Source organism: Mycolicibacterium gadium, assembly GCF_010728925.1.
GTDB lineage: Bacteria > Actinomycetota > Actinomycetes > Mycobacteriales > Mycobacteriaceae > Mycobacterium > Mycobacterium gadium.
In genome coordinates this window covers 75,517-100,736 of record NZ_AP022608.1, presented here as the reverse complement: position 1 = coordinate 100,736, position 25,220 = coordinate 75,517, and the positions used below count along the sequence as shown (strand labels likewise).

27 protein-coding genes are annotated in these 25,220 nt (G+C 65.9%); 16 read left to right on the top strand and 11 right to left on the bottom strand.

Annotated elements, in window-relative coordinates; all coding sequences use genetic code 11:
- Positions 1 to 3: 3 nt before the first annotated feature.
- The 6 genes from bphC (at position 4) to G6N36_RS00470 (ending at position 5,270) form a co-directional block, all read left to right on the top strand.
- Positions 4 to 912, top strand: coding sequence for a biphenyl-2,3-diol 1,2-dioxygenase (gene bphC / locus G6N36_RS00495; RefSeq protein WP_163684052.1), 909 nt, complete (start codon positions 4 to 6; stop codon positions 910 to 912).
- 3 nt (positions 913 to 915) lie between these two features.
- Complete coding sequence (locus G6N36_RS00490; protein WP_163684050.1) at positions 916 to 2,379, top strand: FAD-dependent oxidoreductase; 1,464 nt, start codon at positions 916 to 918, stop codon at positions 2,377 to 2,379.
- Between the two features lie 175 nt (positions 2,380 to 2,554).
- Entirely contained in the window at positions 2,555 to 3,373 is an 819-nt protein-coding gene (locus G6N36_RS00485; protein WP_372512382.1) for an IclR family transcriptional regulator, read from the top strand.
- Complete coding sequence (locus tag G6N36_RS00480) at positions 3,370 to 4,305, top strand: LipP1 family hormone-sensitive lipase (protein WP_163684047.1); 936 nt, start codon at positions 3,370 to 3,372, stop codon at positions 4,303 to 4,305. Before G6N36_RS00485 ends, G6N36_RS00480 begins: the two co-directional genes overlap by 4 nt.
- On the top strand, positions 4,298 to 4,645 hold the full coding sequence (locus tag G6N36_RS00475) for an alpha-amylase family protein (RefSeq protein ID WP_163684045.1): 348 nt from the start codon (positions 4,298 to 4,300) through the stop codon (positions 4,643 to 4,645). Before G6N36_RS00480 ends, G6N36_RS00475 begins: the two co-directional genes overlap by 8 nt.
- Positions 4,638 to 5,270: a Dabb family protein gene (locus G6N36_RS00470; protein ID WP_163684044.1), complete on the top strand. Its 633-nt coding sequence runs from the start codon at positions 4,638 to 4,640 to the stop codon at positions 5,268 to 5,270. Before G6N36_RS00475 ends, G6N36_RS00470 begins: the two co-directional genes overlap by 8 nt.
- On the opposite strand, the gene G6N36_RS00465 is transcribed toward G6N36_RS00470, so the two are convergent.
- Both G6N36_RS00465 and G6N36_RS00460 read right to left on the bottom strand, forming a co-directional pair.
- The gene (locus tag G6N36_RS00465; protein WP_163684042.1) at positions 5,267 to 6,154 is read right to left on the bottom strand and encodes an SDR family NAD(P)-dependent oxidoreductase; all 888 of its coding nucleotides are present in this window, start codon (positions 6,152 to 6,154) and stop codon (positions 5,267 to 5,269) included. The genes G6N36_RS00470 and G6N36_RS00465 overlap by 4 nt on opposite strands.
- Positions 6,151 to 8,076: a flavin-containing monooxygenase gene (locus G6N36_RS00460; protein WP_372512381.1), complete on the bottom strand. Its 1,926-nt coding sequence runs from the start codon at positions 8,074 to 8,076 to the stop codon at positions 6,151 to 6,153. The genes G6N36_RS00465 and G6N36_RS00460 overlap by 4 nt, the downstream gene beginning before the upstream one ends.
- A gap of 95 nt (positions 8,077 to 8,171) precedes the next feature.
- Between G6N36_RS00460 and G6N36_RS00455 the strand changes: the two genes are divergently transcribed.
- From G6N36_RS00455 to G6N36_RS00430, 6 genes are all read left to right on the top strand, one after another.
- Positions 8,172 to 9,323: an acyl-CoA dehydrogenase family protein gene (locus G6N36_RS00455; RefSeq protein ID WP_163684038.1), complete on the top strand. Its 1,152-nt coding sequence runs from the start codon at positions 8,172 to 8,174 to the stop codon at positions 9,321 to 9,323.
- A gap of 11 nt (positions 9,324 to 9,334) precedes the next feature.
- Entirely contained in the window at positions 9,335 to 10,891 is a 1,557-nt protein-coding gene (locus tag G6N36_RS00450) for an acyl-CoA synthetase (protein WP_163690272.1), read from the top strand.
- A 49-nt stretch (positions 10,892 to 10,940) separates the two neighbouring features.
- Entirely contained in the window at positions 10,941 to 11,426 is a 486-nt protein-coding gene (locus tag G6N36_RS00445; protein WP_163684036.1) for a polyketide cyclase, read from the top strand.
- Entirely contained in the window at positions 11,423 to 12,271 is an 849-nt protein-coding gene (locus G6N36_RS00440; protein ID WP_163684034.1) for an SDR family NAD(P)-dependent oxidoreductase, read from the top strand. Before G6N36_RS00445 ends, G6N36_RS00440 begins: the two co-directional genes overlap by 4 nt.
- On the top strand, positions 12,268 to 13,209 hold the full coding sequence (locus tag G6N36_RS00435) for an alpha/beta hydrolase (protein ID WP_163684032.1): 942 nt from the start codon (positions 12,268 to 12,270) through the stop codon (positions 13,207 to 13,209). The genes G6N36_RS00440 and G6N36_RS00435 overlap by 4 nt, the downstream gene beginning before the upstream one ends.
- A 93-nt stretch (positions 13,210 to 13,302) precedes the next feature.
- Positions 13,303 to 14,379 (top strand): hypothetical protein, encoded by a 1,077-nt coding sequence (locus G6N36_RS00430; protein ID WP_163684030.1) that lies wholly within the window; start codon positions 13,303 to 13,305, stop codon positions 14,377 to 14,379.
- 154 nt (positions 14,380 to 14,533) lie between these two features.
- On the opposite strand, the gene G6N36_RS00425 is transcribed toward G6N36_RS00430, so the two are convergent.
- From G6N36_RS00425 to G6N36_RS00415, 3 genes are read right to left on the bottom strand one after another with little or no spacing between them, the layout of a single operon-like run.
- Entirely contained in the window at positions 14,534 to 15,340 is an 807-nt protein-coding gene (locus tag G6N36_RS00425; RefSeq protein ID WP_163684028.1) for an SDR family NAD(P)-dependent oxidoreductase, read from the bottom strand.
- 10 nt (positions 15,341 to 15,350) lie between these two features.
- A complete protein-coding gene (locus G6N36_RS00420) occupies positions 15,351 to 15,641 on the bottom strand; it encodes a ferredoxin (protein ID WP_163684027.1) in 291 nt (96 codons plus the stop codon).
- Positions 15,641 to 16,795: a 3-ketosteroid-9-alpha-monooxygenase, oxygenase component gene (locus G6N36_RS00415; RefSeq protein WP_163684025.1), complete on the bottom strand. Its 1,155-nt coding sequence runs from the start codon at positions 16,793 to 16,795 to the stop codon at positions 15,641 to 15,643. Before G6N36_RS00415 ends, G6N36_RS00420 begins: the two co-directional genes overlap by 1 nt.
- Positions 16,796 to 16,895: 100 nt before the next feature.
- Here G6N36_RS00415 and G6N36_RS00410 point away from each other — a divergent pair, with 100 nt between their 5' ends.
- Positions 16,896 to 18,602 carry a 3-ketosteroid-delta-1-dehydrogenase gene (locus G6N36_RS00410; RefSeq protein WP_163684023.1) on the top strand — a complete coding sequence of 569 codons (1,707 nt, stop codon included), beginning with the start codon at positions 16,896 to 16,898 and terminating at the stop codon, positions 18,600 to 18,602.
- On the opposite strand, the gene G6N36_RS00405 is transcribed toward G6N36_RS00410, so the two are convergent.
- The gene (locus G6N36_RS00405; protein ID WP_163684021.1) at positions 18,603 to 19,274 is read right to left on the bottom strand and encodes a PadR family transcriptional regulator; all 672 of its coding nucleotides are present in this window, start codon (positions 19,272 to 19,274) and stop codon (positions 18,603 to 18,605) included.
- A gap of 121 nt (positions 19,275 to 19,395) precedes the next feature.
- On the opposite strand from G6N36_RS00405, the gene G6N36_RS00400 reads away from it, so the two are divergent.
- From G6N36_RS00400 to G6N36_RS00390, 3 genes are read left to right on the top strand one after another with little or no spacing between them, the layout of a single operon-like run.
- Positions 19,396 to 19,977 (top strand): PaaI family thioesterase, encoded by a 582-nt coding sequence (locus tag G6N36_RS00400; RefSeq protein ID WP_163684019.1) that lies wholly within the window; start codon positions 19,396 to 19,398, stop codon positions 19,975 to 19,977.
- Positions 19,978 to 20,037: 60 nt separating this feature from the next.
- A complete protein-coding gene (locus G6N36_RS00395; protein WP_163684017.1) occupies positions 20,038 to 20,841 on the top strand; it encodes an SDR family NAD(P)-dependent oxidoreductase in 804 nt (267 codons plus the stop codon).
- Positions 20,842 to 20,851: 10 nt separating this feature from the next.
- Positions 20,852 to 21,904: an NAD(P)H-dependent amine dehydrogenase family protein gene (locus tag G6N36_RS00390; protein WP_163684015.1), complete on the top strand. Its 1,053-nt coding sequence runs from the start codon at positions 20,852 to 20,854 to the stop codon at positions 21,902 to 21,904.
- Here G6N36_RS00390 and G6N36_RS00385 read toward each other — a convergent pair.
- The 5 genes from G6N36_RS00385 to nadD are packed head-to-tail and all read right to left on the bottom strand — an operon-like array spanning position 21,901 to position 25,147.
- Complete coding sequence (locus G6N36_RS00385) at positions 21,901 to 22,737, bottom strand: DegV family protein (protein ID WP_163684013.1); 837 nt, start codon at positions 22,735 to 22,737, stop codon at positions 21,901 to 21,903. The genes G6N36_RS00390 and G6N36_RS00385 overlap by 4 nt on opposite strands.
- A complete protein-coding gene (gene octT / locus G6N36_RS00380; protein WP_163684011.1) occupies positions 22,728 to 23,456 on the bottom strand; it encodes a diglucosylglycerate octanoyltransferase in 729 nt (242 codons plus the stop codon). The genes G6N36_RS00385 and octT overlap by 10 nt, the downstream gene beginning before the upstream one ends.
- Positions 23,446 to 24,114 (bottom strand): glucosyl-3-phosphoglycerate phosphatase, encoded by a 669-nt coding sequence (gene gpgP, locus G6N36_RS00375; protein ID WP_163684010.1) that lies wholly within the window; start codon positions 24,112 to 24,114, stop codon positions 23,446 to 23,448. Before gpgP ends, octT begins: the two co-directional genes overlap by 11 nt.
- Positions 24,111 to 24,512, bottom strand: a complete 402-nt coding sequence (rsfS, locus tag G6N36_RS00370) for a ribosome silencing factor (RefSeq protein ID WP_163684008.1) — start codon at positions 24,510 to 24,512, stop codon at positions 24,111 to 24,113. The genes gpgP and rsfS overlap by 4 nt, the downstream gene beginning before the upstream one ends.
- Entirely contained in the window at positions 24,509 to 25,147 is a 639-nt protein-coding gene (gene nadD, locus G6N36_RS00365) for a nicotinate-nucleotide adenylyltransferase (protein WP_163684006.1), read from the bottom strand. The genes rsfS and nadD overlap by 4 nt, the downstream gene beginning before the upstream one ends.
- Between the last annotated feature and the right edge of the window lie 73 nt (positions 25,148 to 25,220).

Below are 25,220 nucleotides of genomic sequence, written 5' to 3'. Positions count from 1 at the left end.
CCGATGAGCATTCTCAAGAGCCTCGGCTACATCACCGTTGCGGCCAGCGATATCGATCGGTGGCGCCAGTTCGCCTTCGGCGTGCTGGGATTCGCCGAGGGCTCGGGTCCCGATCCCTCGGCCCTGTACCTGCGGATGGATGAGCGCGCAGCGCGCATCATCGTCGTACCCGGCGACATCGACCGGGTTCTGACGGTCGGCTGGGAGGTGCGCGACCACGCCGCGCTCGAGGAAGTCAAAACCTCGTTGGACGCCGCGTCGATCGCGTTCAAGGACTTGTCCCCCGCCGAGGCCGACGAACGGCGCGTGGAGGAAGTGATCACGTTCTCCGATCCGGCGGGTACGACGCTGGAGGTGTTCCACGGCGCGGTGCTCGACCACAGCCCGGTCATCACCCCGTTCGGGGCGCGGTTCGTCACCGGCGACCAGGGTCTCGGCCACGTGGTGGTGCCCGCGATGGATGCCAACGGCCTGTTCGACTTCTACACCGGCGTCCTGGGATTCCGCTCGCGCGGAGCCTTCCGCGTACCCGCCCCGCCGGAGTTCGGTCCGATACGGGTTCGGTTCCTGGGCATCAACGAGCGGCACCACAGCCTGGCGATCTGCCCGTCGATGAACCAGGACAAGCCCGGCCTGGTCCACGTCATGGTGGAGGTCGACAGCCTCGATGCCGTCGGGCAGGCGCTCGACCGAGTCAACGCCGAGGGTTTCCAGCTGTCCTCGACGCTGGGCCGCCACACCAACGACAAGATGGTGTCCTTCTACGTCCGCGCGCCCGGCGACTGGGACATCGAGTTCGGCACCGACGGCATGCGTGTGGACGAACGGTATTACACCGCAGAGGAAATCACCGCCGACAGCTACTGGGGTCACCAGTGGATGGGCGAACCGCCAGCCGCGATGCGGATGTAGCCGATGGATACCGACGTCTACCCCAAGTCTGCTGACCAGATCGAGAGTTGGGACTACGAAGCCGATGTCGTGATCGCGGGATACGGCATCGCCGGTGTGGCCGCAGCGGTGGAGGCCGCCTCGGCCGGCGCCGACGTCCTCGTTGTCGAACGCACCGGCGGGTGGGGCGGCGCCGCCGCGATGGCGGGCGGGTTCATCTACCTCGGCGGTGGTACCGGGCTTCAGAAGGCGTGCGGTTTCGACGATTCCGTCGACAACATGGCGGCGTTCCTCAACGTGGCGATGGGGCCGGGCGCCGACGCGAAACGGGTCGGTGACTACTGCGCGGGAAGCGTGGAACACTTCGACTGGCTGGTGCGGTGCGGTGTGCCGTTCAAACCGGAGTTCTGGGGCGAGCCCGGCTGGGAGCCGCCCGGGGACGAGGGCCTGATGTTCACCGGTGGCGAGAACGCCTATCCGTTCAACACAATCGCCAAACCTGCTCCGCGCGGCCATATCCCGCAGATGGCCAACAAGAAGGCCGGCGAAGCCAGTGCCGGCTACATGCTGATGAAACCACTCGTCGACACCGCGACGTCGCTGGGTGTGCGCGCGGTGTACGACGTTCACGCGTCCTCGTTGGCGGTGCAGTCCGACGGCCGCGTCGCTGGGCTCATCGCCCGCCAGTACGGCGATCCCGTTGCGATCCGTGCACGCGGTGGCGTCGTTCTCGCCGCGGGCAGCTTCGCGTACAACGACGCGATGATGGCGCAGTATGCACCGCGGCTTCTCGGACGCCCCGGAGCGGCGATCGAACAGCATGATGGCCAGGCGATTCGGATGGCGCAGGCGCTGGGCGCCGATCTCGCCCACATGGACGCCACCGAAGTGGCATTCCTCATCGACCCCCAGCAGACCGTGCGCGGCATCCTCGTCAACGGGCGAGGACAGCGCTATGTCCCCGAGGACATGTACTCCGGCCGCATCGGGCAGCTCACGCTGTATCACCAGGACGACACGGCGTACCTCATCATCGACGGTGACGCGCAGGAGGAGGCGATGGCCGCGACGTCCCCTACGCCGTTCCTCAAACGTCCGGCGACGTGGGTCTGCGACAGCGTCGCGGAACTCGAGGGCGAGATCGGCCTTCCGCCTGGCTCGTTGCAGGCCACGGTCACCGCGTACAACGAGGCCGCTGCCCGCGGCGAGGATCCGCTGCTGCACAAGAAGCCCGAATGGCTGAAGCCCATCGGCGCGCCCGTCGGCGCCATCGACCTCCGGGCGAGTTGCGCCGGGTTCACGCTGGGCGGGCTGCTGACCACGCTGGACTCCGAGGTGCTGCACGTCAGCGGCGAACCGATTCCCGGCCTGTACGCCGCGGGGCGCTGTACCGCGGGCGTGGCCGCCTGGGGCTACGCCAGCGGAATCTCGCTCGGTGACGGCAGCTTCTACGGCCGTCGTGCGGGAAGCTCCGCAGCCAAGGGCTGACGCGTCGCTTCTGCACGCCGACTCTGCGCCCGGGGCGCAAAAGTGCGAGTGCCGCGCGCCCGCACCGCAGAGTCAACGCATTTCGGCAGGCCTACGTGACAGCCGCCACACTCATATGCTACAAATAGGCATATTTCTATTAGTCATATGACCGCGAGGAGGCGTCATGACAACGATTTCCGGGGCTGTCGAAACTCCCAGTGCTGTGATCGATCGGGTGTCGCTCGTGTTGGACGCGTTTGACGGTCCCGGACGTCTCAACCTGGCCCAGATCGTTCGACGCACAGGCCTGCCCCGGTCATCGGCGCACCGGATGCTCGAACGACTGGTCGCGCTGCGCTGGCTGCGCCGCAACGGCCGTGACTACGAGCTGGGGATGCGGCTCGTGGAGCTCGGCTCGCTCGCCGTGCACCAGGACCGACTGCACCGGGCAGCGATGCCGTTGCTGCATGATCTGTATCGCGCGACGGGACTGGTCGTCCATCTCGCCGTGTTGGACGGCTCCGACGTGGTCTATCTGGAAAAGATCGGCGGCCGGATGGTGGCAGCGATACCCACCCGCGTCGGCGGTCGTCAGCCCGCGCATTGCGCGGCGGTGGGCAAGGCGATGCTGGCCTATAACAGCGAGGCCGACGTCGTCGATCTCAGCACCCGCAAGACCAGGTACTCGATCAGCACGCCCGCTCAGCTGCGCGCTGAACTGGCCAACGTTCGCGGCCGCGGCGTCGCATTCGACCGCGAAGAGTCGGTGCCCGGATTCGGTTGTGTCGCAGCGCCCATCGGCGCACCGGGGGAAGCTGTCGCGGCGGTGTCGGTGTGCGGTCCTGTCAGCCGAATGACGTTCGACCAGCGTCTCGCGGCGCCGGTGCGCATGACCGCGATGGGGATATGGCGCGACGTCGAAGACGGCCCACGGCGGGTGGCACCGACCCTGCAACACGCGCGGCCGCTGCGCAGCGCCGCGCGCCCGGTAGCGGAGTTGCAGTACGCATGACGCTGGATCCGCAGATCGCCGAGATCATCGAAGCCCTCGACGCCGGATTCCCGCCCGTGCACATGATGACCGGTGCGACGGCACGGGCGACGATCAGGTCCCGATTCGTCGCGGCGGCAACACCCGAAGAGGTCGGCGACGTTCGCGACGTATCCGTTCACGGGCCGGCAGGCGACATCGCGGTGCGCATCTACCGCCCCGTTTCAGCGTCCGGGCCAGTGCCGACGATGGTGTACGCCCACGGTGGCGGGTTTGTGTTCTGCGATCTCGACAGCCACGACGGACTGTGCCGCAGCTTGGCGAATCTGATTCCCGCCGTGGTGGTTTCCGTCGCATACCGGCTGGCGCCGGAAGCGCCGTGGCCGGCGGCCGCTGAGGACGTGTTCGCGGTGACGCACTGGGCTGCCCGGAACGCGGATGCCCTCGGCGGCAATCCAGGCCGGATAGTCGTGGGTGGCGACAGTGCGGGTGGCCACCTCGCGGCAACGGTCGCGCTGATGGCACGCGATCGCGGAGCACCCACGCTCGCGGCGCAGTTGCTGCTGTACCCGATGATCTCTCCGCAGTGCGACACGGAGTCGTATCGCTTGTTCGGCGAGGGCTACTACAATCCCCGACTCGCATTGCAGTGGTATTGGGACCAGTACGTGCCCTCCCCCGTCGACCGCGAACATCCATACGCTGCACCGCTATCCGCCGATTTGTCCGGCGTGCCACCCGCCGTACTCGTGACGGCAGGTCACGATCCTCTGCGGGATGAAGGAATCGCATTGGGCGAGGCGCTCACCGGTGCCGGCGTTCGATTGACGCATCGGCACTACGAGGGCGCCGTTCACGGGTTCATGACCATGCCCGTGCTCGACCTTGCCCAGCAGGCACACAGGCGGGCAGGCGAAGACCTGTCCGCGATCCTCGCCGGTGCGCATGTCTGACGGTGCGGTGTACGTCGTCGACCATGTGGTGACGCAGCCGGGACGAGCCAAAGAATTCATCGACCGATACCTCGCCGAATACGCCCCTGGAGCCCGCGAACGCGGAATGACGTTGCGCGACATCCTCGTCAGCCCGCCCATCTGGTTCACCGATCAGTCCAACACGGTCACCGTCCGCTGGTCGCTGCCGAGTGCGCAGGCGTGGTGGGAGATGACGTGGAAGGGCAGGCCCGACGCCGGCGTCGGACGATGGTGGACGACGATCGACGAACTGGTCTGTCAACGGTCACGCAGTGTGGCGGCCGCCGCCGACGATGTCGACGAACTCTGTGATGTTTAATCTCACCAGGCTGATCCACCTGGCACCGGGCGAGGAACCCGGTGCACTGATTCCCGCCCTCCGTGCCGTCGCGGACGCGTCGGCGGCGGCGCACGTCCTCATCGAACCGACGCTGCCCGGTGTCCGCAACGGCGGCGACATTCTGATGCACCTCCGCTTCTCCGATCTACCGAGGCGTGACGAGAGTGCCGCCGAGCTCGACAACACGCTCGATTCCGCCGCCGTCGAGCACGTCGACGGGGCCGAATATCGTGGTGCGGCACACGAAGCCGCCGGCGAGCAGCCCGCAACTGTCTATCGGACCCTGCTGCTGCGGGTGGCGCCCGACACCGACGAGGCCCTCATCGAGCGGTTCGAGAGCGACCTCGCCCTGATGCCGCACTATGTGCGCACGATCACGGCATGGCAGTTGAGCCGGGTGGAGCGCGCCGTCGGTGCGTCGCCGTGGACCCACGTGTTCGAGCAACATTTCACCGACGTCGACGGCCTGATGGGACCGTACTTGATGCATCCGATCCACTGGGCCCATGTCGACCGGTGGTTCGATCCCGAGTGTCCCGATGTGATCGTGCGGGACCGGGTGTGTCACAGCTTCTGCCGCAGTGACACCGTGGTTTTGGGTTAGACGCCGGCCGGCAGTATGTTCGGGTTCGCGGTGATCGGTGGCTCCAGCGGCGGCAGCACCGAGTTGCCGTCGAGGGTGTGTACCTCGAGTTCCTGAGACCATGGGTAGTGCAGGCTGAAAGCCACCAGCCCCGTGCGTTCGGCAGCGGGCCGGTGACACATCGCCAACACAGTCTCGGCGAGATACTCGACCGGTTCCGTCGGGAACGTATCCGGGATCAGCGCTGAGGCACCGGGTGTGCGCACCGCGGTGGACGGACCAACACAGTTGACCGCGATGTTCGCGTCGAGCAGTTCGGCGGCGACGCCCTGCGAGAAGCGATGCAAGGCCGCTTTGATCGACGCGTAGACCACGTCGCCCGAGGTCTTGTTGTACTCGCGGTACGGCCGGACCGGCGCCAGTCCGGTGACCGATCCGATGTTGACGATCCAGCCCCCGCCTTGTGCGCGCATACCGGGTACCGCCGCCTTGGTCAATACGAACGGCACCCGTAGATAGTGCTCCACTGTGCGTTCGAAGGTCTCCAGCGACATGTCCTCGACCATCGAATAGTCGGCGAAACCAGCGTTGTTGACCAGGATGTCGAGTCGCCCGGTGCTGTCGAGCACCCGCTTTACGAGGTGGTCGCGATCATCGGGGTTCTCCAGGTCCGCCGCCATCCCGATCGCCTGTCCGCCCGCCGCCTCGATGAGCTCGATGGTTTCGCCGATCGTGCCGGGAAGCGCCGCGGACGATCCCCGACGCAAGGACTGCGACGGCTCATACGAACGCGCCGTCACCACGACCGTCGCGCCCTCGGCCGCCAAGCGCTGCGCGATCGCCCGGCCGATCCCCCGGCTGCTGCCCGTGACCAAAGCTGTTTTACCGCTGAGCAATCGAGTCATCGCAGTTCGAAATGCTCTTCAATGGGCGCACGGTGCTGATGCCACATATCGACCAGTCGGTACGGAGTGGCCACCACGACACGGCCCGAACCGGACCGGTAATACGTGTGCGCATTCGGTGTGTGGCACCACACTGTGCCCGCCATCGCCTCGTCGATCGCGGCGACGTAGTCGTCGTGCGCCCGCTGCGTCACCTCGATCGCCGCCGCCCCGCGCAGCGCCATCAGTTGCAGGCATTCGATGATGTAGTGCGCCATCACTTCCATCGAGAAGTTCGCGCCCGCACCGTGACCCGGACTGTAATTCGGTGCCGAGTTGATGAACAGGTTGGGGAAGCCGGGCACCGTGCCACCGCGATAGGCGCGGGGACTGTCGCCCCATTCGCCGGCGAGAGTGCGACCACCGCGGCCACGAATGTCGATGGTCGACAGGAAGTCCAGGTGATAGCCGGTGGCGTAGATGATGACGTCGAGATCGATTTGACGGCCGTCGGCCGTGACGATCCCCCGCTCGTTGACTTCGGCGGGCTCACTGGCCTCGACGTCGACGTGACTGCGGGTCAGTGCCGCGTAGTAGCCACCCGGATCCCGGATGATGCGCTTGCCGTACGGTGCGAAATCAGGTGTCACCTTTTTCGCCAGTTCGCTGTCCGCCCCGAAGGTTCGGTCGATGTACTCCAGGCACATCTGCAGCAGCATGTCGTTGGCCGGTGAGATCGACAGGTGCTCACTTGCCCATGCCGGATCCTGCAGTATCACCGGGTAGTTGTTGTCGGACGTAGCCCAGTACGACTTGAGCCGGTGCCAGTTCGCGTAATACGGCACGTGGCGCCCCAGATAGCGCCGAAACTCGGGGACGTCGTCGGTCGGCCGCTTACGCGGAGCGACCCAGTGTGGCTGGCGCTGGAAAACCGTCAGGTGCGCAACCTCATCGACGCAGGCGTCGACGATCTGCACGGCCGTGCAGCCGGCGCCGATGACCGCGACCCGCTTACCGGTGAGATCCAGCGACGAGTCCCACTGCGCCGAGTGAATACTCGTGCCCGCGAAAGTTTCCCGACCGCGGACGTCCGGCCAGCGCGGACGGTTGAGGTATCCGGCGGCGGTGATCACCACGCGGTGATAGCTGATGCGACGATGGCCGTCACGATCCGCCGTCTCGATGCGCCACTGCCGTCGGTCTTCCTCCCACGTCAGCGACTCGACCTCGGTGCCGAACCGGATGTGGTCGCGCAGTCTGTACTTGTCGGCCAGCGACACCAGATACGCCTGGTATTCCGCACCCTGCGGGTAGTAGCTCGTCCAGTCGGGATTCACCTCACGCGACAGCGAGTAATACGCCGACGGCGTATCCACACCAATTCCCGGGTAGGTCGTCGTCAGCCAGGTCCCGCCGACTTCGTCGTTGCGGTCGAAGATCTCGTACGCGACGCCGGCATCCGCGGCAGCGAACGCGGCGATCATCCCCGCGAGACCCGCGCCGATGATCGCCACGCTCGTCGTCGCCGGGATCGGCACGGTCCGGGGCAATGTCGGCTGCGACAACTGAAAGCCGCCCTGTTCGAGCAACAGCGGAACGAACTCGTCGTCGACCTCAGAGCCGAGCGCGAGCGGCAGCAGTCGGGTGAACAGTTCCGGGTCGTCGGCAACACGATGAGGTGACGGGCTGGCGAGCGCGTCGAGGACTGCCGACGCCAATGCCTCCGCGGTCTCGGGGTCAGTGACCCCCGCGCGCTCGGGCGGGTCGGGCACGTGGGTAATCGCCGGCCCGAACGTGTCGATCACCGACGCGTCGCCGGTGAGCTGAGCCAGCACCGCGACCAGCACACCCGGGTCGCCCTGTCGCAGGTTCGCCCGGAGCTCGACAGGATCGAACCCGGAACCGGTCGCCCGAACGGTTTCGGCATCAGTGGTCACGACAATGGAGTATCGACGCCCCGACGATGGCTGCGGGGGGTCGTGTCTACTGAGCGGGACACTCATCGTCCTCGCCGTGCACACGGGCATACCCTGCGGCAATGGATCGCGTGCATTACGAACCCGACCACCGCGCATTCGGAGAACTGGCGGGCGATTTCGCACGCAAGGAGGTCGCACCGTTCGTCGCCGCCTGGGACGACGACGGGATCATTCCCCGTCAGGTGTTCGCCAAAGCAGGAGCCGTCGGGCTGCTGGGCTTTGCGGCCGGCGAACAATTCGGTGGCGTCGAAGCACGCGATTTCCGCTACAACCAGATCCTGATCGAATCGTTCATGGACGCAGACTGCGGTGCTGTCGGTTTGAGTTTCGCGGTTCACAACGACATCTGCCTGCCCTATCTCGCCGACCTGGGCACCGCCGAACAACGCGCTCGGTGGCTGCCGGGCTTCGTCTCCGGAGACCTCATCGCAGCCATCGGGATGACCGAGCCCGGCGCGGGCTCTGATGTGGCCGGAATCCGCACCTCGGCCGTCGACGCCGGCGATCACTTCTGCGTCAACGGGGCGAAGACGTTCATCACCAACGGACAGAATGCCGATCTGGTCATCACCTGCGTGCGTACCTCAGCCGACAGACACCGCGGCTTGACGCTGCTCGTGCTCGAGCGCGGTATGCCCGGCTTCGAGCGCGGCCGCAACCTGGACAAGCTCGGACTGCACTGCCAGGACACGTCGGAGCTGATCCTCACCGATGTGATGGTGCCGAAAGCCAACGTATTGGGTGAGGTGGGGCGGGGATTCGAATATCTGATGCGGAATCTGCCGCAGGAACGGATGCAGATCGCGGTCGGCAGCCTCGGCCGTGCCCGCGCGGCGCTGCGCTGGACGATCGACTACGTGCGCGACCGTACCGCATTCGGCAAACCCATTGGGGCATTGCAGAACACCCGCTTCGTCCTTGCCGACGTCGCCACCGAGGTGTCGGTGGCGGAGGCGTTCATCGACCGCTGCGTCGTCGAACTCAATGCCGGGCGGTTGTCACCCGCTGACGCCGCGAAGGCCAAGTTGTGGGCGACGGAGATGGAGTTCCGATGTCTTGATTCCTGCCAGCAGCTGTTCGGCGGCTATGGATACATGCGCGAGTACCCGATCGCCCGCTCCGCGATCGACGCCAGGGTCACCCGTGTCTACGGCGGCACCTCGGAGATCATGCGCGAGATCATCGGCCGCGAACTGAACCTCGCGCAGTGAAGGACGAACGTATGCAGTTGCGCAGCCAAACCCTGGGCGACATCCCGCGCCGGACCGCCCGCAGGCATCCCACGAAGGTCGCCCTCATCGACGGCGACGTCACGCTGACCTTTGCCGAATTCGACGAGCTGGTCGACCGCGCCGCGGCGGCAATGCGGGACAACGGGTTTTCGCCCGGGGACCGCGTGGCATTGCTGGCCCACAACTGCTGGCAGTACGCGGTACTGGCGTTCGCCACCGCGAGGGCGGGCGTCGTGCTCGTTCCGATCAACTTCATGCTCACCGCCGACGAGATCGCCTACATCGTGAGCCACAGCGGTGTCCGGGGATTCATCGTCGAACACGACCTGATCCCCACCGCGGACGCAGCGATGGCCCGCGCCGGATCGGTAGTCACCAAGGTCACCTTGAATGCCGATGGGCAGCGCGCACCGTACGGCTGGCATGACTTCGCGCGTTGGCTGACCACCACCACTTCGCCGCCGGACGTCGAGATCGACGATGATCAGTTGCTTCGCCTGATGTACACCAGTGGCACCGAATCGCGTCCCAAGGGGGTGATGCACTCCAGCCGCAGCCTGATGTCCAATTACGTCAGCACCATCGTGGCCGGGTCGATGTCGGAGGACGATATCGAGATTCACTCGATGCCGCTCTACCACTGCGCCCAGCTCGACAATTTCCTCGCGACCGATATCTACCTGGGCGCTACGAGCATCATCCTTCCGCGTCCTGATCCCGAGGTGATCCTGCGCAGCATCACAGAACACGAAGCGACCAATTTCTTTGCCCCGCCGACCATCTGGATCAGCCTGCTGCGCTCGCCCATCATCGACGAAGTCGACCTGAGGAGCCTGCGCAAGGGCTACTACGGCGCCTCGGCGATGCCCACCGAGATCCTGCTCGAGCTCCGCGAGCGCCTGCCCGACCTGCAGTTGTGGAACTTCTACGGTCAGACCGAGATGGCCCCCCTGGCAAGCGCATTGGGGCCCACAGATCAGGCAGACCACGGCGGTGCGGCGGGCCGGCCCGCGATCAACGTCGAGACCACCATCCTCGACGACACCGATACCCCCGTTTCGGCGGGAACAGTCGGAGAGATCGCGCACCGCGGTCCGCATCTCATGCTGGGCTACCTCGACGACCCGATACGCACCGCGGAAGCGTTCCGCGGCGGATGGTTTCATTCCGGAGACCTCGGCTACTACGACGAGTTCGGGCTCCTGCACGTCGTCGACCGCAAGAAGGACATGATCAAGACGGGTGGCGAGAACGTCGCGAGCCGTGAGGTCGAGGAGGTGCTCTACCGGCATCCAGGCGTGGAAGAAGTCGCCGTGTTCGGTGTTCCGCATCCAGTCTGGGTGGAGGCTGTCGTCGCGGCAGTCGTCACGCGCGACGGCGTGAGCCCGACCGAGGTCGAACTGCTCACCCACTGCCGCAACCACCTCGCCGGGTACAAGACGCCGAAGCAGGTCCACTTCGTCGACGCGTTACCGAAGAACCCGAGCGGCAAGCTGCTGAAGCGTGATCTGCGCACCCGATTCGGCGAACAGAACGTGTTCCACTGACCGGGCACAGCCAGTTCTCGGGAGAGCTTTTGGGAGTTCACTCACTCGCATGAGCGACGACATCACGCTGTCTGAGATCCAGGAATTCATCGCCGGGTTCTGGTACCACTACGACCAGGGCCACTTCGACGAGCTGGCCACCCGAATCGGTGACGAGATGGAGTACCTGAGCCGGTCCGATTCCGGCCACTGCCCGTTCGAGGATCTGTTGGCGGCCGAACTGCACGGCGGCGCCGAGACGCTGGCGTGGCTGACGCAGCACCGGAACGAGAACCCCTACCCACTGCGCCATCACGCGACCAACATCTTCCGTACCGGTAGCGATGGCGCCGTGACCGATGCGCGCTTCTATCTGTACGTCAATCAGATCACCAATAATGTCCCGTTCGACGTCTCCAGCGGCGTCGTCGATGTCGGGATACGGCGGGACGGTGATGGCCTGGTGTTCACGTCGATGAGGGTGGTGCTCGACGCCGAGGATTCGATTCCCTTTGCCGAACACAGCGCGACGAGTGCGGCCACGACAGGCACATGAGCGCACCCTTTGGCGGTGGAGTCGCGGTGATCACGGGTGCCGGTGCGGGCATTGGCGCGGGTTTGGCCCGCCATGCGGCCGGGCTCGGCATGACGGTGGTGCTGGCCGACATCGACGCCGATGCGGTTGCGGCGCTTCGAGACGAGCTCACCAGGGCGGGCATGGTCGCCATTGACGCCGTGTGCGACGTCAGCGACCCGGGGGCCTTATCGGCGCTCGCCGAGAGAGTGTACCGCGACGTCGGTCCGGTGCGGCTGCTCATCAACAACGCAGGCATCGAGCAGTTCGGATATCTCTGGGATACCCCCGTCGAGAACTGGAATCGACTGGTCGACATCAACATCAGCGGAGTCTTCCACGGTGTGCGAGCCTTCCTTCCGCTGATGATCGAGGCTGGGGAGCCGGCTTGGGTGTGGAACCTGTCGTCCATCGGTGGAGTCGCCGTCGTCCCGCTGCAGGCGCCCTACATCATGAGCAAGCACGCGGTGTTGGCGCTCACCGAGTGCCTACGGCTGGAGGTGGAACTGGCCGGCCACGACCACATTCACGTCCAGGCGGTCCTGCCGGGGGCCGTCGTGTCGAACATCTTCGAGTCAGCGGGTGGGGTGACCGACGGCGACGTGGTAGCAGCCGAATCCCAGCGTGCGGCCATGCTCGACATCAAGGCCGACGCGATGGATCCGCGGGCCGCCGCTGAGGCGGTGTTCGAACAGGCCGCCGAAGGGCGGTTCTATCTTCTGACGCAGCCGGACTATGTCGGCTCGGCAATGGCGGAACGGGCCAATGTGCTTGCCTCTCAACAGCCCCCGAAGTTGCGCACGCAACGCCGATTCGATCCGGCGTGACCGTTCCGCAGCTCGATCCCGATGCCGCCGAGCGCGTCGCCTCGTTCGGTGCTATGCCGCCCATGCGTGAACGAGGTCTCGAGGCGATCCGGGACGCCATCGAATCCGCTCCGCTGCCCGAGACGATGCCTGAAATGGTGGCGGTCGACGATTGCGCCGCACCGGCCCCTACCGGGCCGGTGCCGTTGCGGATCTACCGACCCACCGCCGACGCCAATGCGCCGGTGTTGGTGTACCTCCACGGCGGCGGCATGGTGATGGGCTCCAATCACTCGTTCGAGCCGTTGGCGAGAACGCTTGCCGCCCAGTCCAACGCCACCGTGGTGTCGGTGGACTACCGGCTCGCTCCAGAGTTCCCCGCACCTGCTCAGTTCGACGATGCATTCAGGGCCACGGAATGGGTTGCGGAGCACGCGCAGCAGATAGGTGCCGACGTCACACGACTGGCGGTCGTCGGTGACAGCGCGGGTGGCTCGCTGGCCGCGGCGGTGGCGCTCGCGTCCCGCGACCGCGGCGGTCCCGCCATCTGCTGTCAGGTGCTGCTCTACCCGGGCCTCGACCGCGATATGGCCGTGGAGTCGATCTCCACACTTCCAGATGCCCCGATGCTCAGCCACGACGACATCGTCTACATGCACGAGCTCGCCGACGCCGGCGGCGCACCGCACGACCAATTCCGGGTGCCGGCCTATGCGACCGACTTGAGTGGCCTTCCGCCCGCCATAGTCGTCACCGCCGAATGCGACCCGATCCGCGACTGGGGCGAGCGCTACGCGTCACGGCTGCGGGATGCGGGGGTTCAAACCACCCTCACGCGCTATCCGGGCGCTTATCACGGGTTCTTGATGAGATCAGATGCCACCGCCCGCGGAAGGCTGGCGATCGCGGAAGTCGGCGGGCTCTTGCGCGCGAAATTCGCTCATCCGCTGCGCTTCTAACCACTCGAACGGGTCTCCCGATCACCGGACATCCGGCAGTTCGTCAAGCGGATCAAGCCACAGAATCAGATCAACCGAGAAACAGGAGACGAGATGCTCACCGATCAGCGCCGTTTGGAGCTGTCCGACGTCCTGCGCCCAGCCGCGAAGCCGATTGAGATCGACAGCGTCTACACCGATGATCAACGCGACCGACTGCTCGACGTCGTCCGCACCCGGGGGCCGTGGAAGTTGATCATCGCTCAGCATTTCGCGTCGGCCGATGAGCTGATCGCGACGATGAGCGGCGCATTCCCCGAGGGCTTCACCCCCTCGCTGGATCTCTTCCTGACGCCCACCTTCCGGGGCTATCTCGCAAACTATGGAGCGGTGCTTCATCCCGAACTGCACGACTGCTTCTACAACGAGAAGTTTCTTCAGATGGCGAAGCGCTACTGGGACGCTGAGTACGCGAAGCCCGAATTGATGTTGTTCAACATCAACGGGCCCTGCGCCAACCGCGACCCCGGTCATCTGGATTCCCCGAGCTTCCGCGGCATCCGCCACGAGAACGCACCGACCTGGCTGTGCAGCGTGATGGGCAAGTCCGGTCTGTTCACCGACTATCTGATCAAGATGGCCCAGGTGATCACGTGGTTCTCGCTCGATGAGGGCAGCGGATTCACGTATTGGCCAGACGGTCCCCTCAAGGCGCCGCAGCGCCTGTTGCCCCCCGTTTACAACCGCGGCGTGGTGGTGCAGAACGAGATGATGGTGCACCGCGGGGAAGCCAACGGCCCACTCGATAAACAGACTCCCCCGGACCTGACGTTCGACACGGTGTTCACCGGTGATCCCGCCGACCGCGACCTGTGGCTGCTCAAGAACGGCGACGACGTGATCGCCCGCCACCACACCGATGAACTGCGCTTCCTGGTGCACTGGTCGGCCGAAGTGTTCTCCGACTACGACGAACTCAAGAAGAACATGGACGGTTCGGACGATCTGACCGCTGACAAGGCCATCGACATGATGGTCGACGACTTGAGCCGCAAGGGTGTCAAGCTCGACATTCCCGGCGAGCCGATGCACGATCCGGGCTTCATCGGCGCGCTCAACGCGGCCTACGACCTGGGCGGCCCGGCGATATACCCGGACGAGGCACCGATCAGCGCTTTCCAGCTCGCCTGAAAGTCGAGAACAGATGACTTGTGAATGCGCTGAGCAGATCGCCATCGATGGCGACGCTCCGTACGCCCGACGGCTGGCGAATCATCCACCGTCACTTCGACGTCCATATCACGATCGGTGACATCGACGTCCTCCGCCCAGGTTGAAGGGAACCTCAGCGCACCACCACTGAACTGGGTTCGCGCGGGTCGCCCATCATGCCGCGGTGCGACGGCGGCTGTCGACCGTCCTGGTCGGTGAGGCCGTACCGCTGTGCGATCTCCGCGCCGATCACCGTACGGCCGGACAGCTGGGCGAGATCGGGGTCGCGATACAGGGCGTTGATCACATGTCCGGTGAATTCGGGGGTTTCGGCGTGCTCGGCCGTTTTCGCGAGCGCCTCCGGATGGCCGTCAAACGCGGCACGGAAGCGCTCGGTGAGCAGGATGCCCATCCAGATCGACACCGTGGCCACCCCGGTGTCGCGGAAGTCGACCGCCATGTCGGCGGCCATCTTGTCGACGCCGGCCTTCTGGGCGCCGTAGGCCGGACCGTGCATGTAGCACACCGACCCCGGCGACGAGGTGAACGCGATCAGACCTCGGCCTCTACCCACCAGCAGCGGCGCGGCATGCCATGACGCGACGTACGCCGACCGCAGCCCGACGTCAAGAACATCGGCGAGTTCGAGTGTCTTCTCCCAGAACGGCTTTGGATTGACCAGCTCGTCGGATATGGCTGCGGCGTTGTTCACCAAGAGGTCCAACCCGCCGTTTTCCTCGTCGACGCGCCTGAACAACCCGGCTACCGCGTCGTCGTCGCGGTGGTCGACGTTCACGGCGATACCGCCGTCACCCGGGTCGCGCACGGTCCTGCCGGTCAGATACACCCGCCACCCGTCAGCGACAAGCGCGGCCGCGATGCCGCGTCCCGCGCCGCGACTGGCACCCGTCACGACCGCCACCGGCGGAATGTCCTTCATAGGGTCGAAGTTACGTGCTCACCCGCGCTGATTCATCGACCACCGGCAGATCGCCGGTGCGGACCGCGTCGATGATGGAGTCGTTCAGCGCTGAGCAGGCCAGGAACAGGCCGCGCTCCGCGTGCTCGGTCAAGTGCTCGGCGTCGCGGCGTTCCAGACAGCGGGCCGAGGCGTCCGCATTCCACTGCACGCTGGTTTGATTCCAGCTGCTTTTTCGCGCCTGCACGCACGCACCGCACCGGCGGCAGCCCACCGGCACCATCGGAGCATCGGCGAGTCGGTTGTCGGGCCGAACGGCCATCAGACGCTTCCCGACCTCGCCGCTTGAGCGCTGATGTTCTCGTCGACGACCTTCATCCACTCCTCGTACGGGCTGGTGGTGTCGAGTTCGTATTCGAAGCGGTCCACCATGTCAGGCTGGACATCGGCGGCATCGACGTAGAACTGCTCGTACCACCGGCGCAACTGGTAGACCGGCCCGTCCTCCTCGCACAGCAGCGGATTGTCGATGCGCGCCTTGTTCTTCCAGATCTCGACGTCCTGCTCGAAGCCCACCTTGACCCAATCGCCCAGCGCGATCGCCGATTGCAGCGCCGCATCACCGGGCAGCGCCTCCGACTTCTTGACGATGATGCCGTACTGCAGCACAAAGGAATTGGCGTCAATCGGATAGTGGCAGTTGATGAGGATGGTGTTCTGATCGTCGTTCTCGAAGTGGTAGGTCAGGTCGTCGATCATGAACGACGGGCCGAAGTACGAGGCCACCGAGGTCGTACCGAGCAGCCGAGGCTGTCCCTCGGGATCCGGGATGTCCCCGCGCGAGCCACCGTTCATGTACTGCGTGGCGACGTGGCCTTCGAAGATGTTCTTGAAGTGCGTTGGCAGCGAACCGTGGATGTAGAAGAAGTGCGCCATGTCGACGACGTTGTCGATGATCTCGCGGCAGTTGGTGTTGACGACGGTGGTGTACCAATGCCAGTCGGTCCAGTCGTCACTCGTCGCACCCTCGATCCGCGGAATCGCGACCTCGGCGGGCGGCGGATTCTTCTCGGGGTCGTTCCAGACGAACAGCATGCCGTCCTGTTCGAGGGTGGTCCACGTCGCGGTGCGGGCCAGCCTCGGCGTCCGCTTGCTGTAGGGCACCTTCTTGCATCGGCCGTCGCCGCCCCACCGCCAGTCGTGGAACGGGCAGGCGATCTCGTCGCCCTTCACGGTGCCTTGGCTGAGGTCCCCGCCCATGTGACGGCAGTAGCCGTCGAGCACATTGATCTTGCCGTCGCCGCTGCGGAACACCACCAGCTTCTGGCCGAAGGCGCTCACCGAGTGTGGCTCGCCGTCGCCGAAGTCCCTGGTCAGTCCCAGGCAGTGCCATCCGCGCGCAAATCTGGTCGGTGCTGCTGCGGCTTCGATCTGCCGAATCTCGTCGGTTTCTGCGGTCCCTGGCTGCGACGTCATACCCTCGTTCTACGCCCGCGTTCCCGCTTGTGGAGCGAATCGTCCCGCTGGGAGGGATGATCCGCCGCACCAGCGATTGTCCCGACCTACTGTCGAAGCCGTGACGACTGCTGCGCCCGCCACCGTTCCCGCCGGGATGCCCCCGCGCGATACGTCCGTCGATCTGCTCGTGGTGGGTTCGGGCACCGGTATGGCCGCCGCGCTGGCGGCCGCCGAGCAGGGACTCAAGGTGCTGATCGTCGAGAAATCGTCATACGTCGGCGGTTCCACCGCGAGGTCCGGCGGCGCCCTGTGGATTCCCGCGAGCCCGGTGCTCGAGGAGTACGGAGCCGGGGACACCGCAGAGAAGGCACGGACCTACCTGGACGCGGTCGTGGCCGGCACCGCTCCGCCGCAGCGGTCGGTGGAGTTCGTCGCCCACCTGGCGGCGACGGTCCAGATGTTGCGACGCACCACGCCCATGCGGTTCACGTGGGCGCGCGACTACTCCGACTACCACCCCGAGCTCCCCGGCGGAAGTGCCGACGGGCGGACGTGTGAGTGCAGGCCGTTCAACACCTCGCTCCTCGGCCGATACCGCTCGTTGCTGCGCCCGGGGTTGATGGAGCCGACGATCCCGATGCCGACCACGAGCGCGGACTATCGCTGGATGAACCTGATGGTCCGGGTACCACGAAAAGGCCTGCCGCTCATCGTCAAACGGCTGGCCCAGGGCGTCGGCGGCTTGATGCTCGGCCGGCGGTACACCGCGGGCGGACAAGCGTTGGCCGCAGGTTTGTTCGCAGGCGTCCTGCGCGCGGGCATCGGTGTGTGGACGCAGACCACGCTGGTCCGACTGATCACCGACGGTGACCGGGTCACCGGCGCCGTCGTCGCACACGAGGGGCGCGAGGTCACCGTCGATGCACGACGCGGCGTCGTGCTGGCCGCGGGCGGCTTCGACCACAACATGGACATGCGGTGGAAGTTCCAGTCCGAATCACTCGGCGAGCACACCAGCCTCGGCGCGGAAACCAACACCGGCGACGCCATCCGCATCGCCCAAGATGCCGGTGCCGGGATCGACTTGATGGATCAGGCCTGGTGGTTCCCTGCGGTGGCGCCGCTGCCGGGGGCGGATCCGCTGGTGATGCTCGCCGAACGATCCCTGCCGGGCTCGCTGATCGTCGACCAGACGGGTCAGCGGTTCACCAACGAGTCGTCCGATTACATGTCCTTCGGCCAGTGCGTGCTCGAAAGGGAGCGTGCCGGTAATCCTGTCGAGTCCATGTGGATCGTTTTCGATCAGCAGTACCGCAACAGCTATGTCTTTGCCGCGGACCGCTTTCCGCGCATGAGTCTGCCGCAGGCGTGGTACGACGCGGGGATTGCCTACCGCTCCGAGGATCTGGCCGAACTCGGGCGCATGATGAAGGTGCCCGAGTCGCAGTTCGTCGCCACAGTCGTCCGATTCAACGAGATGTCGCGCGCCGGAGACGATTCCGACTTCGGCCGCGGACGCAGCGCGTACGACCGCTACTACGGCGACCCCACGATCACCCCGAACCCGAATCTGCGCCCGCTCGACCGGGGCCCGTTCTATGCGGTCAAGATGGCGCTCAGCGACCTGGGTACGTGCGGCGGCCTGCGCGCCGACGAACGCGCCCGGGTGCTGCGCGAAGACGGTTCCGCCATTCCAGGGCTGTATGCGATCGGCAACACCGCCGCCAACGCGTTCGGCGCCACCTATCCCGGTGCGGGCGCGACGATCGCGCAGGGTCTCGTATACGGCTACATCGCGGCCCTCGATGCGGCCGCCGCGACCTAGTCACACGTCGTCGGCTTCAGCCTTCTTCTCGATCTCGTACCAGTATTCCGGTGTGGGCCAAGGGACTTTCGTCCGTCCGCCGTCGCCGACGCGCGGAAACTCGGCTTCGGCCTCGTCGAGCTCTTTAATCATCTTCAGGGTCAGCTCACGCTCGTTCGCGTAGTACCGCTCGGCCCAGTTCAACGCAACCCGCGCATACGCCCATGTCGTGTCGGCTTTGGCCCACTTCGCGTCCTTGGCTGCGCTCCGATACATCTCGTCAGCCCAGGCGAGGTGCTCCTGCAAGATCTCCTTGAGCCTCGCGGGATTAGTGAGATGCCCCAACGTCACTCGCAGCAGAGGAGTGTGCTTGAGAACGGGAGGGTCGAGTGGCGCATCGTTCGCCCACCGCGTGACGGCGTCCAGGCCGGCCTCAGTGATTTTGTACAGCCTCCGACTACGGGCGCCACTGCTGTTGTCGAACCGAGATGTCACCAGGCCGAGTTGCTCGAGCTTCTTGAGTTCTGAGTAGATCTGGCTGTAGGCGGGGCTTCCGTAGAAAAAGCGCATGCTCCAGTCGATCCACTTTCGGATGTCGTAGCCCGAAAGCTCGTACTCGTAGGAGAGCATGCCCAACAACGCCCAGCTGGTCGCCGCGAGATTCGGCTTCCCCTGGTCGTCGCCGCTTTTCACCTGCTCAGACTAACAACACAGGTCACAGCTAGGCGTGTACTCACCACTGGGCGGGACACCGCGTTGCGGACCGCTTGCGCTGCGGCCAAGGTGTACCACGAACACGAGCCAAGGGGTCCAGATGTCGAGCGACGCACACGAACGGCTGACTGCGTCCGTTCGTCGACTGATCGACGCCACCATTCGCACTGAAGTCGACCTGGCCGCCATCGCCGACGCAGCCGACAAGATCGACGCGGCGACAGCCCGTTTGAGCGACTCCCTGCTTCCGGGATCGTTCGGCGTGCAAACCACCCCCGACGGGCGCTCCATCGCGTTGGGCAACGTGGTGATCGGCCGTCGAAATCCGATCGCGCCTCCCTTGGTCGTCGACCATGACGCCGATGGCGCAGTACACACCGACTTCGTGCTCGGTGCCGCGTACGAAGGGCCGCCGGGGCACGTACACGGGGGAATCTGCGCGCTGATCCTCGACCATGTTCTCGGCGCCACCGCGCACAAACCAGACCAGCCCGCCGTCACCGGCACACTGACGCTGCGTTACGTCCGCGGCACACGTCTTGGCCAGCGCCTTCGCGCGCAGGCTCAGGTCGACCGAATCGACGGGACGAAGACCTTCGCGGTCGGCAGTATCTCCGACTCCGACGGCGTGACGGTCGAGGCAGAGGGCATCTTCATCCATCCGAAAAAGACTCCGGGGTGACAGGCCCACGGAGCGGGACAAACGGCTGACACCCCGGCGTTTTCACGCGAGTATCTGCCTATGCCTCTTCAGCGATACAACGATCGTCGAGTCCTGATCACCGGCGGCGGCTCCGGGATCGGTCAAGCAACCGTGCTGCGGATCTTGGACGAAGGCGGCCGGGTGGCAGCGGCGGACGTGAGCGAGTCCGGTTTGAAGGACACCGTGGCGAAGGCCGAGTCGCACCGAGACCGGCTGACGGCGGTGGTCCTCGACGTCTCCAGTGAGGAGTCGGTGAAGCAGGGCGTGGCCCAGGCCGTCGACGCGCTCGGGGGTCTCGACGCGCTGGTGAACGCGGCGGGGATATTGCGGTCGGTGCATTTCCTCGAAACCACGCTCGCCGATTTCGAACAGGTGCTGCGGATCAATCTGATCGGCACGTTCCTGATGACGCGAGAGGCCATCCCCGCGTTGCGCAACGGCACCGACCCTGCCGTCGTCAACTTCAGCTCCACCTCCGCGGCCTTCGCGCACCCCTACATGTCCGCTTACGCGGCGTCCAAGGGCGGGATTCAAGCGATGACCCACACGCTGGCGCTGGAGTTCGCGAAGGAGCGGATCCGGTTCAACTCGGTTCAGCCCGGCTCGATCTCCTCCGGAATGACCGACGGCACCGGCGAATCCAAACAGAGCATCGGTCCCGGACTGCCTGCAGACGCCGACTTCTCGCTGTTCGGCAAGATCATGCCGACCCTCCCGGTGGACGGCGGCGGCATGTTCGCCAACCCGGATGCCGTCGCCGCTGTGGTGGCGATGCTCGCCTCCTCGGATGCCTATTTTGTGACGGGGACCGAGGTGCGAGTCGACGGCGGAACCCACATGTAACGTGCTTCCAATGACGACCCCCGAGCGGCCCCTCCGCGTCATTCAGTGGACCACCGGCAACATCGGCCGACGATCGCTGCACGCGATCATCGGCCGCGACGACATGGAGCTTGTCGGCGTGTACGCCCACGGCGCCGACAAGGTGGGCGTCGATGCGGCCCAACTGTCGGGCTGGCCCGAACCCACCGGCATCAAAGCCACCAACGACATCGCGGAGCTCATCGCACTGAAGCCCGACGCCTGTTGTTACAACCCGTTGTGGCCCAGCGTCGACGAACTCGTCGCACTGCTCGAAGCCGGCGTGAACGTGTGCTCCAGCGCCGCCTGGATCACCGGCGGCAAGCAGACACCCGAGGATCTGGCGCGCATCCGGAAAGCCTGCGAGAAAGGCAATTCCACGATCTTCGGCAATGGCGCGCATCCCGGTATGACGAACATGGTGGGCATGGTGCTGTCGGGCTCGTGCGAGCGGGTCGACGAAATCCGGATCACCGAATCGGTCGACTGCTCGACATACGAGTCGGCGGGTACGCAGACGGCGATGGGCTTCTCGCAAGATCCCGACACCCCGGGTCTGGCCGAGAGTGTGCGACGCGAGAGCGAGGTGTTCGCCGAATCCGCCGCGATGATGGCCGATGCCATCGGCGCCAAGCTCGACAGAATGACGTTCGACGTGACCTTCACGCCCGCGACCGGCGACAGCGATCTGGGATTCATGCAGATCCCCTCGGGCACCGTCGGCGGTGTCATGGGCTATCACCGCGGCTGGGTGGGCGACAAGAACGTCGTCAGCGTCGGGTTCAACTGGATCATGGGCAGCCACGTCACCCCGCCCAAGCCGCTCGAACACGGTCACGTCATTCAGGTGTTCGGCCTGCCGAACATGCGCACGGTGCTGCATTGCCTGCCGCCCAAGGACTGGACCGAGCCCGGGTTCATGGGCCTCGGCATGATCTACACCGCGATGCCGGTGACCAACGCCGTGCCCGCAGTCGTTGCGGCCGCACCTGGCATCGTTACGCTCAAGGATCTCCCGCCGGTCACCGGCCGGGTCGCCCGCTAATCGACGGTCTGGACGACGACGCCGATGGCGCCGGCGCCGAGGTGAATCGACAACACCGGGCCCATATCGGCGACGGTGAGCGAATCGATCTGCGGTAGGCGCGCGGTCAGCGCGGCGCCCATTTCGTCTGCGCCGTCGTGATTGTCGACGTGGTGGACGGCGATCCTCGCACCGCCCTCGCCGACGATCTCCGCGACCCGCTCGACCATAGCGGTGTGCGCCTTGGTGAGTGTGCGCACCCGCTGATCCAGCACGAGCCGGCCGTCCACATCCAGACACAGCAGCGGCTTGAGCGACAGCGCCGTGCCCAGCCACGACGCGGCCGTGCCGATCCGTCCGCTGCGCCGCAGATTGTCCAGGCGGTGCACGACGATGCACGCGTGAGTGCGCGGCACTGCCGAACGGGCTTCCGCCTCAACGGTTTCCAGATCCTCGCCCGCTGCCGCCGCGTCTGCGGCGGCGCACGCGACAAATCCGACTCCCATCGCCGCCGATCGCGAATTGACCACGCGGACCGAGGGGCCGAACTCGCGGGCCGCTTGCACCGCCGTGCTGAAAGTGCTCGACAGCGCGGCCGAGAGGTGGACTGCGACGACACCGTCGCCGTTGCTGTCGGCCAGCGCCTGTCGGTACGTCTCGGTCAGCGCCGCCGGCGATGCCCCCGAGGTCGTCGCGCGGGGGCGGTCGTGAATGTCGTTGGGCACGTCGTCGATACCGTCTCGCAGATCGACGCCGTCGACCAGGACATGCAGCGGGACCTGACGGATGTTGTTCTGCTTCAGCTCATCTGCGGTCAGGCGGGACGACGAGTCCGTCACCACGATTACCGACATGCCACGCCGGCCTCCGCGAGCGCCTTGAGCATCAGGTCGGCCACGGCCTGGTGTGCTTCGAAATTCCAGTGAATGCCGTCTGGATTCCCCCGGCCGCTCATGACCTCGTCGCCGACCGCGGCCTTGAGGTCGACGAGGGGAATGCCGTGTTCGGCCGCCCATGCGGTGATCGCCTTCACCGTGCCTTCGCGGCCGTGGTGCGCCTTTCCGTAGGTCTCGGCGATGTGCACCGAAGGCAACGACGCCACCACCGGGATTCCGGGGCGGTTGAAATCGATGGCGCCACGCGTCATCTCGAGGTATTCGACCGAGACGTGCGGCGGCAGTGCCGCACGGGACACCGGCGACAGGCGCGGCTGCAGCCAGCCGTACCCGTCGCGCGCCCAGCGCCGCAGCCACGCCGGACGGATGTACCGGATCAGCTCGCGCAACGCGGTGGGCAGCGGCGACGGCAGCGAATCCATTCCGCCTGTCGCGAACACCACCGCACCAGCACGCGGCAACGCCGCCCAGGCCCGCGGATCCTGGGTGGCCGCCCACCAGACGTCGCGGCAGGTCCAGCCGATCCGGCCGATCAGTTCGACATCCCAATCAAGTTGGGCAGCAACGATATTAGGCCATATTCGCGGATCGTCAGACGGGAGCCCGCCGGTCGGACCGTAGTAGGACAGCGAGTCGCAGAACAGCAGCAGCGTCGGACGGGCGGGATCAGAGGACATCATTGGCAACCTGCGCCGAGGCGTTCCAGACGTCGAGCCGCCAGCCAATGTCCGCCGGCGCGGCGTTGACGTCGCTGTGCGCGGACAACTGCACCCAGCTGCAGTTGCCCATGCCGCCGAGGATCGGCCAGTTGTCGACGGGCAAACCGAGCAACGCCGCGGTCAGCGCGGCGATCAGCCCACCGTGGGCGACGAGCACCACCGGCCGTTCTGGATCGTCGACCCCCCAATCCGCCTGCTCGGCGAGCAGCTCATTCACCAGTGGCATGCTGCGCACGGCCACGTCGACCCGGCTCTCGCCGCCGTGCGGTGCCCAGCGGGCGTTCTCGCGCCACGCCAGCCGGGCGCCCGGAGCCCGGGCGTCGACCTCGAGATGCGTCAATCCCTGCCAGTCGCCGAGGTGCGTCTCGCGAAGCCGAGTGTCCACCTGCACCGGCATTCCGGCACGCTCCCCCAGGCTGACTGCGGTGTCCAGCGCCCGTCGCAGGTCGGATGACACGATCAGCAACGGCTGCCGCTTGGCCAGCACCTCGGCCGCGGCAACGGCCTGGTCCCGGCCCAGGTCGGACAGGTCGGTGTCCAGTTGGCCCTGCATGCGGCTGCCCGCGTTGTACTCGGTCTGCCCGTGACGCAGCATCACCAGTCGGCGGATCCTCACGGCTCGCGATCCTCTGCTCTTCGCGCAAGCGGCTCATCGCCATCCAGCTCCACTGTCAGCACCGGGCAGTCACGCCACAGCCGATCCAGCGCATAGAAGTCGCGCTCGTCCTGATGCTGGATGTGCACGACGATGTCGACGAAATCGAGCAGCGTCCACCGTCCCTCACGCCCGCCTTCCCGCCGGGCCGGCTTGTGCCCCGCAAGCCGCATTTTCTCCTCGACCTCGTCGACGATCGCGTTGACCTGCCGCTCGTTGGACGCTGACGCGATGACGAAGCAGTCGGTGATGACCAGCTGCCCCGAAACGTCGATCACGATGACGTCCTCGGCGAGCTTGGCCGACGCCGCCCGCGCGGCCACCGTCGCCATGTCGATCGCCTCTTGGGATGCGCTCATCGGGTGGACTCCTCCGTCAACGAATTGGCCTCGTACAGCTTGCGTTTGGCCACGTACTGCACCACGCCGTCGGGCACCAGATACCAGATGGGCCTGCCCTTTTCGGCGCGCTTGCGGCAGTCGGTCGACGAGATGGCCAGCGCGGGGACCTCCACGAGACTCAGCGCTTCAGGGGGCAGCTCGGCCATGGCCGCCTTGATGTGCTGACCGTCGAGCTCGTAGCCGGGCCGGCTGACTCCGACGAATTTGGCGATGGAGAACATCTCCTCCCAGTTCTGCCAGGACAGAATCGATGCCAGCGCGTCGGCTCCGGTGATGAAGTACAGGTCCGCGTCCGGGTTGAGCGCATGCAGGTCGCGCAGGGTGTCTTTGGTGTAGGTCGGACCGCCGCGGTCGATGTCGACGCGGCTGACCGAGAACCTCGGGTTGGACGCGGTGGCGATGACGGTCATCAAATAACGGTCCTCGGCGGCGGTGACGTGGCGGTGATGCTTCTGCCACGGCTGGCCGGTCGGGACGAACACCACCTCATCGAGCTCGAACAAGTCGGTGACCTCGCTGGCTGCGACCAGGTGGCCGTTGTGGATGGGATCGAACGTCCCACCCATCACGCCCAACCTTCGTCGCGAAACCACGATTGACCAGCTTACTTCCCGCGTCGAGCGTGGGCTTGACGCACGGTTTCGGCCCTTGGGGTCTAGGGGTCGA

What these genes read in the sequence shown, in the direction of transcription:
- bphC (WP_163684052.1), top strand. Translation starts at nt 4, where the DNA reads ATGAGCATTCTCAAGAGCCTCGGCTACATCACCGTTGCGGCCAGCGAT.
- G6N36_RS00490 (WP_163684050.1), top strand. Translation starts at nt 916, where the DNA reads ATGGATACCGACGTCTACCCCAAGTCTGCTGACCAGATCGAGAGTTGG.
- G6N36_RS00480 (WP_163684047.1), top strand. Translation starts at nt 3,370, where the DNA reads ATGACGCTGGATCCGCAGATCGCCGAGATCATCGAAGCCCTCGACGCC.
- G6N36_RS00475 (WP_163684045.1), top strand. Translation starts at nt 4,298, where the DNA reads ATGTCTGACGGTGCGGTGTACGTCGTCGACCATGTGGTGACGCAGCCG.
- G6N36_RS00470 (WP_163684044.1), top strand. Translation starts at nt 4,638, where the DNA reads ATGTTTAATCTCACCAGGCTGATCCACCTGGCACCGGGCGAGGAACCC.
- G6N36_RS00465 (WP_163684042.1), bottom strand. Translation starts at nt 6,154, where the DNA reads ATGACTCGATTGCTCAGCGGTAAAACAGCTTTGGTCACGGGCAGCAGC.
- G6N36_RS00455 (WP_163684038.1), top strand. Translation starts at nt 8,172, where the DNA reads ATGGATCGCGTGCATTACGAACCCGACCACCGCGCATTCGGAGAACTG.
- G6N36_RS00450 (WP_163690272.1), top strand. Translation starts at nt 9,335, where the DNA reads ATGCAGTTGCGCAGCCAAACCCTGGGCGACATCCCGCGCCGGACCGCC.
- G6N36_RS00445 (WP_163684036.1), top strand. Translation starts at nt 10,941, where the DNA reads ATGAGCGACGACATCACGCTGTCTGAGATCCAGGAATTCATCGCCGGG.
- G6N36_RS00440 (WP_163684034.1), top strand. Translation starts at nt 11,423, where the DNA reads ATGAGCGCACCCTTTGGCGGTGGAGTCGCGGTGATCACGGGTGCCGGT.
- G6N36_RS00430 (WP_163684030.1), top strand. Translation starts at nt 13,303, where the DNA reads ATGCTCACCGATCAGCGCCGTTTGGAGCTGTCCGACGTCCTGCGCCCA.
- G6N36_RS00425 (WP_163684028.1), bottom strand. Translation starts at nt 15,340, where the DNA reads ATGAAGGACATTCCGCCGGTGGCGGTCGTGACGGGTGCCAGTCGCGGC.
- G6N36_RS00420 (WP_163684027.1), bottom strand. Translation starts at nt 15,641, where the DNA reads ATGGCCGTTCGGCCCGACAACCGACTCGCCGATGCTCCGATGGTGCCG.
- G6N36_RS00415 (WP_163684025.1), bottom strand. Translation starts at nt 16,795, where the DNA reads ATGACGTCGCAGCCAGGGACCGCAGAAACCGACGAGATTCGGCAGATC.
- G6N36_RS00400 (WP_163684019.1), top strand. Translation starts at nt 19,396, where the DNA reads ATGTCGAGCGACGCACACGAACGGCTGACTGCGTCCGTTCGTCGACTG.
- G6N36_RS00395 (WP_163684017.1), top strand. Translation starts at nt 20,038, where the DNA reads ATGCCTCTTCAGCGATACAACGATCGTCGAGTCCTGATCACCGGCGGC.
- G6N36_RS00390 (WP_163684015.1), top strand. Translation starts at nt 20,852, where the DNA reads ATGACGACCCCCGAGCGGCCCCTCCGCGTCATTCAGTGGACCACCGGC.
- G6N36_RS00385 (WP_163684013.1), bottom strand. Translation starts at nt 22,737, where the DNA reads ATGTCGGTAATCGTGGTGACGGACTCGTCGTCCCGCCTGACCGCAGAT.
- octT (WP_163684011.1), bottom strand. Translation starts at nt 23,456, where the DNA reads ATGTCCTCTGATCCCGCCCGTCCGACGCTGCTGCTGTTCTGCGACTCG.
- rsfS (WP_163684008.1), bottom strand. Translation starts at nt 24,512, where the DNA reads ATGAGCGCATCCCAAGAGGCGATCGACATGGCGACGGTGGCCGCGCGG.